Annotated in this window: 6 protein-coding genes; 1 reads left to right on the plus strand and 5 read right to left on the minus strand. The window is 46.7% G+C overall.

The window, feature by feature from the left end:
- Positions 1-111: 111 nt before the first annotated feature.
- The 5 genes from atpD to murJ all read right to left on the minus strand — a co-directional run bounded on the left by atpD (position 112) and on the right by murJ (position 5,920).
- Positions 112-1,563 (minus strand): F0F1 ATP synthase subunit beta, encoded by a 1,452-nt coding sequence (gene atpD, locus C7B77_RS19275; protein WP_106308484.1) that lies wholly within the window; start codon positions 1,561-1,563, stop codon positions 112-114.
- A gap of 403 nt (positions 1,564-1,966) precedes the next feature.
- Entirely contained in the window at positions 1,967-3,013 is a 1,047-nt protein-coding gene (locus C7B77_RS19280) for a serine/threonine-protein kinase (protein WP_106308487.1), read from the minus strand.
- Between the two features lie 260 nt (positions 3,014-3,273).
- A complete protein-coding gene (locus C7B77_RS19285) occupies positions 3,274-3,657 on the minus strand; it encodes a VanZ family protein (protein ID WP_106308490.1) in 384 nt (127 codons plus the stop codon).
- Between the two features lie 167 nt (positions 3,658-3,824).
- Positions 3,825-4,199, minus strand: coding sequence for a VanZ family protein (locus tag C7B77_RS19290; RefSeq protein WP_106308493.1), 375 nt, complete (start codon positions 4,197-4,199; stop codon positions 3,825-3,827).
- A gap of 95 nt (positions 4,200-4,294) precedes the next feature.
- Positions 4,295-5,920 carry a murein biosynthesis integral membrane protein MurJ gene (gene murJ, locus C7B77_RS19295; RefSeq protein WP_106308496.1) on the minus strand — a complete coding sequence of 542 codons (1,626 nt, stop codon included), beginning with the start codon at positions 5,918-5,920 and terminating at the stop codon, positions 4,295-4,297.
- 228 nt (positions 5,921-6,148) lie between these two features.
- Here murJ and C7B77_RS19300 point away from each other — a divergent pair, with 228 nt between their 5' ends.
- The gene (locus C7B77_RS19300) at positions 6,149-7,237 is read left to right on the plus strand and encodes an AI-2E family transporter (RefSeq protein WP_106308499.1); all 1,089 of its coding nucleotides are present in this window, start codon (positions 6,149-6,151) and stop codon (positions 7,235-7,237) included.
- The last annotated feature ends 70 nt before the right edge of the window (positions 7,238-7,307 follow it).

The raw sequence follows: 7,307 nt of genomic DNA on the forward strand, positions 1-7,307 counted from the left end.
GCGGGGGAATAGAAGGCAAGCACATGTGCTTGTTTTAGTGCTTTGAAAGTACGAACTATGTTTTACTCTCAAATTTTTTACTCCTCGCTCCCCGCTCCCCGCTCCAATCTCTTAGCCTTTAAGCAATTTCGCGCCTTTTTCTTTCGCTTCGTTGATATCGCCAACGAGGTAGAAAGCTTGCTCTGGTAAATCGTCTAATTCACCATTGAGGATGGCTTGGAAACCTTTGATGGTATCTTCGAGTTTGACGTATTTACCGGGAGAACCAGTGAATACTTCAGCAACGAAGAAAGGTTGAGATAAGAAACGCTCGACTTTGCGCGCGCGGGAAACGATCAGACGATCTTCTTCGGCGAGTTCGTCCAAACCGAGAATTGCAATGATATCTTGCAGTTCTTTATAGCGTTGGAGCGTCGATTGTACGGCACGAGCGGTATTGTAGTGCTCGGCACCGACGATCGATGGTTGTAACATCGTCGAGGTAGAAGTCAACGGATCTACTGCGGGGTAAATCCCTTTAGCTGCCAAACCACGCGACAGGGAGGTAGTACCGTCTAAGTGAGCGAAGGTAGTTGCAGGTGCGGGATCGGTAAAGTCATCCGCAGGTACGTATACTGCTTGAATGGAAGTAATCGAACCTTCTTTGGTCGAAGTAATCCGTTCTTGTAAGTCACCCATATCGGTACCTAGAGTAGGCTGATAACCTACCGCCGAAGGCATCCGACCGAGGAGTGCCGATACTTCGGAACCCGCTTGAACGAACCGGAAGATGTTGTCGATGAACAGCAATACGTCTTGCTTGTTGGTGTCGCGGAAGTATTCAGCCATTGTTAATGCAACCAACCCAACGCGCATCCGCGCTCCGGGTGGCTCGTTCATTTGACCGTAGACTAGCGCGATTTTGGAGTTATTTAAGTTATCTTTGTCGATAACTCCCGATTCCATCATTTCATTGTAAAGGTCGTTCCCTTCGCGGGTACGTTCGCCCACACCACCAAATACCGACACACCACCGTGATTGGTCGCGATGTTGTTAATCAGTTCCATCATGATTACGGTTTTGCCCACACCAGCACCACCGAACAAACCGATTTTACCGCCGCGACGGTAGGGAGTTAGCAGGTCGATGACCTTGATTCCGGTTTCAAATACGGAAGGCTTAGTTTCCAATTCCGTCAGCTTAGGAGCATCGCGGTGAATGGGAGATCTTTCTTGAGTTCCGACATCACCTTTGTTGTCTACAGGTTCGCCTAAGACGTTAAAAATCCGACCGAGAGTAGCAGCTCCGACGGGTACGCTAATCGGCGCGCCCAAGTCGATGACGTCCATACCGCGTACTAAGCCATCGGTGGTGCTCATCGCTACAGCACGAACTTGGTTGTCGCCCAGAAGTTGTTGGACTTCGCAGGTTACGGAGACATCTTGTCCGGCGTCATTTTTGCCTTCAACTTTGAGAGCACTATAAATTTGGGGCATCTTGCCACCAGTAAATTCTACGTCCACAACTGGACCGATAACTTGGGTGAGTTTACCCACGTTTGTTTTTTCTGCGGTGGTAGCCATGTGCGCGTTACTTAATTATTGTGTGATTTTGTTTATAGCGTGGGCGTAGTATTGGCTCTAACAAATCGATGCTGCTAATCCAGATCGGCGATCGGATGTTAGCGATTGGATGCGAGCGATCGATTCTCAGTGCGGTATTGGCACCACACTGAAGCGAAAAGGTAGCGTTCTGGAATCTTTCGATCCTCTCGAACTGCCAGTTCGCGAGCTTGGCTGGATCGCAGGTAATCGCCTTTGGCTGCTTACTAAATCGATCCAGTTTTGTTGCTACTCTTAATATTTTGCAATGCTGTTGTTTAGTTTATCACCGAACGCGCACGCTGTTAGTGGTATTTATCCCGATCCTGGCTAATCTTTGCGCCAATTATCGGTAGTCGCACTGCGATCGTCAAATCGCTCGTCATCAATCTGCTGTGGCGATCCCCAGTGCCCAATGAACCACAGCCGGACTCTCGATCCGATCGGTTTTGGATACTGCATGTTTTTGGTCTAAATACGTCCGTAATTTAGCGCGAATTGCCCGATTTTCTAGGGCTGCGAGGACTTGAGTTGCCGAATGATAGCGATCTGCTAGCGAAATTTGTGTCATTTTACTAATAATTTGACTCAAATCCTCACAAATATCCACGTTATCCGCCCACATCAGTTCGCAAGTATGCGGATCTACGGGCAATTGACTCGGTTCTTTGCCGACTAGCAGACAAATACAAGTCATCCCCAGCGCGTAAATATCGCTAGCATAGACAGCACGATTGGCGAGTTGTTCTGGCGGTGCGAATCCTGATGTCCCGATCGATCTACTAGCATCGCTTATCGTTCGATCGCCAGAAATCGCACTCGCAGCATCCAGATTTTTAACACTACCAAAATCTAACAACACAAAGCGACGATCGGTTTGGCATAAAATAATATTTTGCGGCTTGAGGTCGCGGTGAATCAGATGATGCGAGTGGATGTACTCCAACAATCGCAGCATCTGTACCAAAAAGTTTTCTACCTGCTCGGCTGTGAAGGGCTGCTGCTTTTGAATAGTCTGCGCCAGCACGACCCCTGGAATGTATTCTTCGACTAAATATCGATCGCGACCCAGCTCGAAGTAGTCTAGTAAAGTGGGAATCTGTGCGTGGGTGCCCAAACGACTCAGCATCAGTGCTTCTAATTCAAATTGCCCACGCGCGATCGCGACAAGTGCCGGATCGTTAAATTTCGGTGCAAACTTTTTGATAACGCACAAAGGCTGTCCCGGTAAGTAAATATTCCGCGCTAAAAAGGTAATTCCAAAACTAGTGCGACTTAAGATCGCCTGAATTACGTACCGCTTTGCTAAAATCTCGCTGTCATGCTTGCTCCATTGCCCCGAAGACTCATCACAGCTTGCTGTCATCCAAGTTGAGGAAGTTGTTGCAAAACTGTCTGGGCTAGCAGATGTACTGGCGGCAGGATCGGTCATAATATGGTCGATCGGGTTAGTACCGATACAACTGAAACAGTATATAGTTCAACATCATACTGGTTCTACTCCAGAGCACTCTCAGCCAATTCAAGTATTTTTCAGAGTTTAATCCCATTGGTGCTAACTCGATCGCCAAAACAGACGAATTCGATCGCACCAGCAGTTCGGAAGCTTCCCTAAAAGTCAAACATCCCCGACTTCTTGAAGAAGTCGGGGATGTGGTGCTAGTAACTAGGTTTTGGACGGCTATTTAGTTGCTATCGATCGACAACAGCATTTCTGTTCCACCAAGGTAACCCCGCTAACGTTATGCCTAAATAATTAGCTGACAAATCGATTAAATCAAAGGATCGTAACGGCATCCAAATTTGGGAAATTTCTTCTACTGTGATGGCAACTGCCACGATCGTGCCACCTAACAAGATTTTGAGCCGACCGATTTTCATCTTGCGACCGCTCAACGCATGATTGAGTAAAAATGTCAATAGACCAATTAAAACTAGATGCCCCCATTTATCGCCAAAGGGCAAGCTATCTACCAAGCTGGTGATACTGGTAAGTCTCCCAACGTTGCTACCAACAATGATGCTAGCTACAAATAGGAAAAATAAGGAAAAAGGTAGCCAGCGTTTTAGGCGCATATTAATTATAAGATTCGATCGGTAATTTCTAGTTAAACAACAGCTACCCATCTGTGTCCAGATAGATCGGATCGATCGGGCAAAATGTATTAATTGTCAGAGTCAAATATTGTCAATTATCTTGCTTATTCTGGAACCGCCCTGCTTTTTAAGGAGAAGATTGATATCTAAACTGGATTCTGGCGCAACCACACGAATCCGGCGATCGCAATACCTAGATAATTTGCCGAGAGATCGACAACATCGAACGATCTCGATGGAATCCAGATTTGGGAAATTTCCTCGATCGTCATGACTACTGCCACGATCGTGCAACCTAATAATAGTTTGAGACGACCGATGTTAATTTCGCGACCGTCTAGCGCATGATTTAGTAGATATGTCAAGAAACCAATTAAGATTAAATGTCCGCACTTATCTCCAAACGGCTGAGTGTTCACCCAGTGGGTAATTGTCCCCAGCCGTCCTAAATTGCTACCAAAAATCGTGCCAGCAACAAAGATCGCAAATAATGAAAAAGGTAACCAGCGTTTGATTAGCATTTTGTCAGATCCAATAAACGATCTACCTAAAGCTCCGAAATCAGCTCTCTGCTCTTGCTGGAATTGAAAGATGTTGCAGTTCCATCGGGAACGCGTTACTTTTTGAATAATTTTTGCCGAATCTGAGCGACGAATCGATCGAATTCTGGTAACTTGAGCTGAGACACGATCGCGGCAAATACAGCGAAACCCATGCCACCAGAAAGGGCTAGTTGCACCAATAGCGTAAGCGTATTGCTAACGGGGATAAACTGCTGCCAGCCGTAACTTATGCCCCATGTTACACCACCTGCCACCGTGCTGGCCAGGAAGATGCCCAGTAATGGCACAAATCCTCGCCATGGTAAACCATTCAAGCGGCGATCGAGCAAAAATAGCATTACCGAGAACGAAATCAGATTGATGCAAACTGTCGATAAGGTAATTCCCGCCGCACCAAAGGGTTTCCAGAATAAGTAGTCAAACAGGAAGTTGAAGAAGATATTTACCACGCTGATCTTGAATGGCGTACTGCCATCGCCGAGCGCGTAAAATACCCGCACCAGAACATCTCTCCCCAGAAAGATAAACATCCCCAAGCTGGAGGCGATTAAAATCGATCCGACGAGCTGAGAGTCTTGAGTTTTGAACGCGCCGTACTGATAAACTGTCTGGACGATCGGGAAAGCCAGAGCCATCATTACCGCACTCAGGGGCATCATGGCAATCCCCGTCAGCAGCAAGCCTTGTCGAATCCGATCTTTGAGTTGAGTCCAATTTTGAGGATCGGCTAGGCGCGAAAATTCGGGCAATAGCGAGACTAAAATAATGTTGGAAATAATCCCCAGTGGCGTCTGAATTAATAATCCCGAATATTGCATCGCCGAAGCCGCACCAGCAATCCCCGACGCAAATGCCAGATCGATAAATAGGTTAATTTGCAGCGTACCAGAAGAGAAGGTCGCAGGGCCGAGAATTTTGAGAACATCTTTGACACCCTGTCGCCGCCATTCTAGGCGCGGTTTAATCGTGCCCAAACCCACCCGCCATTGGGTAATCACTTGCATCAGCCATTGCAACAGCGCACCGATTAAGGTAGTACCTGCGAGGACTTTTCCAGCTAAGAGGGCATTTTCGGGGAGCATAATTTTTGGCCCCAAATAGATTGCCAGGATGCCGACCCCAATAATCGTCGTAGAGCTAGTCAGCAGGGGACTGATGGAGGGTAGCCAGTAAAAATCTGCCGAACTGAGGGTACCGAAACCAATGCCGATAAAGCCTGCGAGCACGGCCATTGCGGACATGATTTGCAACTGTTCGATCGCGCATTGACGCACCAACGCACCGCGTGCCACATCGCTGCTGAGAGAGAGATTGGGAGCGACAATATCGATCGCGTTACCAGCAAAACAGAAGATTGCAATACTCACGCACAATAGAATTATCCCGACGATCGTGGTAATTGTCTCGACGATCGGTGCTACTTGCGATTTATCTTTTTCTTTAGTCAGGACGCTGACGATCGCGCTATGAAATGGCCCGTTAATCCCACCGAGTAAAATTAACAGAAATCCCGGAATCGCATAGGCATAAGCAAATGCTTCGGTGACAATCCCATTACCAAAGGCAGCAGCCAGAGCGATCGATCGCACTAACCCGAAGACTTTGCTAATTAAGGTGGCGGCGGCGACGATTCCGGCAATGCTGGCGATCGATCGAGTTGGTTTCTTCGATTCAGTCACAAATTAGTTGGGAGTGGGGAGTTGGGAGTGGGGAGTTGGGAGTTTCACCCAAGCGGTAGATTAAATACCCAACTATCTTAGATCGAGTTGTGAATAAATGTGTGCCCAGAGATCGATCGGCGAGTCCGCCGTCTTTTTGGATTTAGACGGCGATCGTCGCTTAAACTAGATAATTAAGCCATCGTTCGCCGTTGGCATAGCCTCTTCGAGAACGAGAATCGATCCCCAATGCGCCGTTTTCCCGCCAATATCCAAAACTTACTACTTATCGGGTTAGGATTTCCGATCGTCGGACTCAATGTCTGGGTATTGTCTCAATTTTTTCGATATTTCGAGCATCTGATTACCATTTTAACGATCGCCGCACTGATCGCATTTTTACTCAACTATCCAGTCAAAATTCTCGAACAAGTAAATGTTCCCCGCTTGCCTGCGATCGTCTGCGTGTTGTTAATTACGCTCGCACTATTCATTATTTTAGGTGTAACGGTCGTACCCAACGCGATCGAACAAACCACCGAATTAGTCAGGCAAATACCAGAGTGGATTCGGGCGAGTAACGAGAATATTAATACTTGGGAAGAGTGGGGTAAAGGTAAAGGTTTACAGCTCGATTTTAATGTACTGAGATCTCAGATTAATGCCAAAATCGATACCCAATTGCAAATTATTGGTGCTGAGGTAGTTGGCTTGGCTGTAGGTACGGTATCGGGTGTAATCGATACGCTGTCGATTATCGTGTTGTCGGTCTATATGTTGTTATATGGCGATCTATTATGGTTTGGCATTGTCGCAACTTTACCAGAGCGAATCAGGCTACCTTTAAGCGAATCATTAAGAGAAAATTTTCAGAACTTCTTTATCAGTCAGCTAATCTTAGGGACGTTTATGGCCACGACCCTGACTGCGGTTTTCTTTTTCTTAAAAGTCCCCTTTGGATTATCATTTGCAATTTTTATCGGAGCTACAGAATTAATTCCCTTTATCGGGGCGAGTTTGGGCATCGGACTAGTCACGATCGTGATTATGCTCAAAAACTTCGGATTGGGAATTTCGGTGTTAATTGCGGCGGTAATAGTTCAACAAATTAAGGATAACTTATTAGCACCGAAATTAATGGGTGAATTCATCGGTTTAAATCCGATCGCGATTTTAATCTGCTTGCTCGCTGGCGGTCAAATTGCCGGATTATTGGGCGTGATTGTATCTGTCCCGATCGTAGGTACGATCAAAGGCACGATCGATCTGATGAGCCAACCACCCCATAGTTTAGTGCCACAACCAGAATATGCTGGAGAATCGCTCGATAGTGAGTAAATGGGTGGATGAGTGGATGGGTAATGGGTAATGGGTAATGGGTAATGGGTAAAAGAACAATTCTCACTCC

The organism is Chamaesiphon polymorphus CCALA 037 (genome assembly GCF_003003845.1).
Classification (GTDB): domain Bacteria; phylum Cyanobacteriota; class Cyanobacteriia; order Cyanobacteriales; family Chamaesiphonaceae; genus Chamaesiphon; species Chamaesiphon polymorphus.

What these genes read in the sequence shown, in the direction of transcription:
- atpD (WP_106308484.1), bottom strand. Translation starts at nt 1,563, where the DNA reads ATGGCTACCACCGCAGAAAAAACAAACGTGGGTAAACTCACCCAAGTT.
- C7B77_RS19280 (WP_106308487.1), bottom strand. Translation starts at nt 3,013, where the DNA reads ATGACCGATCCTGCCGCCAGTACATCTGCTAGCCCAGACAGTTTTGCA.
- C7B77_RS19285 (WP_106308490.1), bottom strand. Translation starts at nt 3,657, where the DNA reads ATGCGCCTAAAACGCTGGCTACCTTTTTCCTTATTTTTCCTATTTGTA.
- C7B77_RS19290 (WP_106308493.1), bottom strand. Translation starts at nt 4,199, where the DNA reads ATGCTAATCAAACGCTGGTTACCTTTTTCATTATTTGCGATCTTTGTT.
- C7B77_RS19300 (WP_106308499.1), top strand. Translation starts at nt 6,149, where the DNA reads ATGCGCCGTTTTCCCGCCAATATCCAAAACTTACTACTTATCGGGTTA.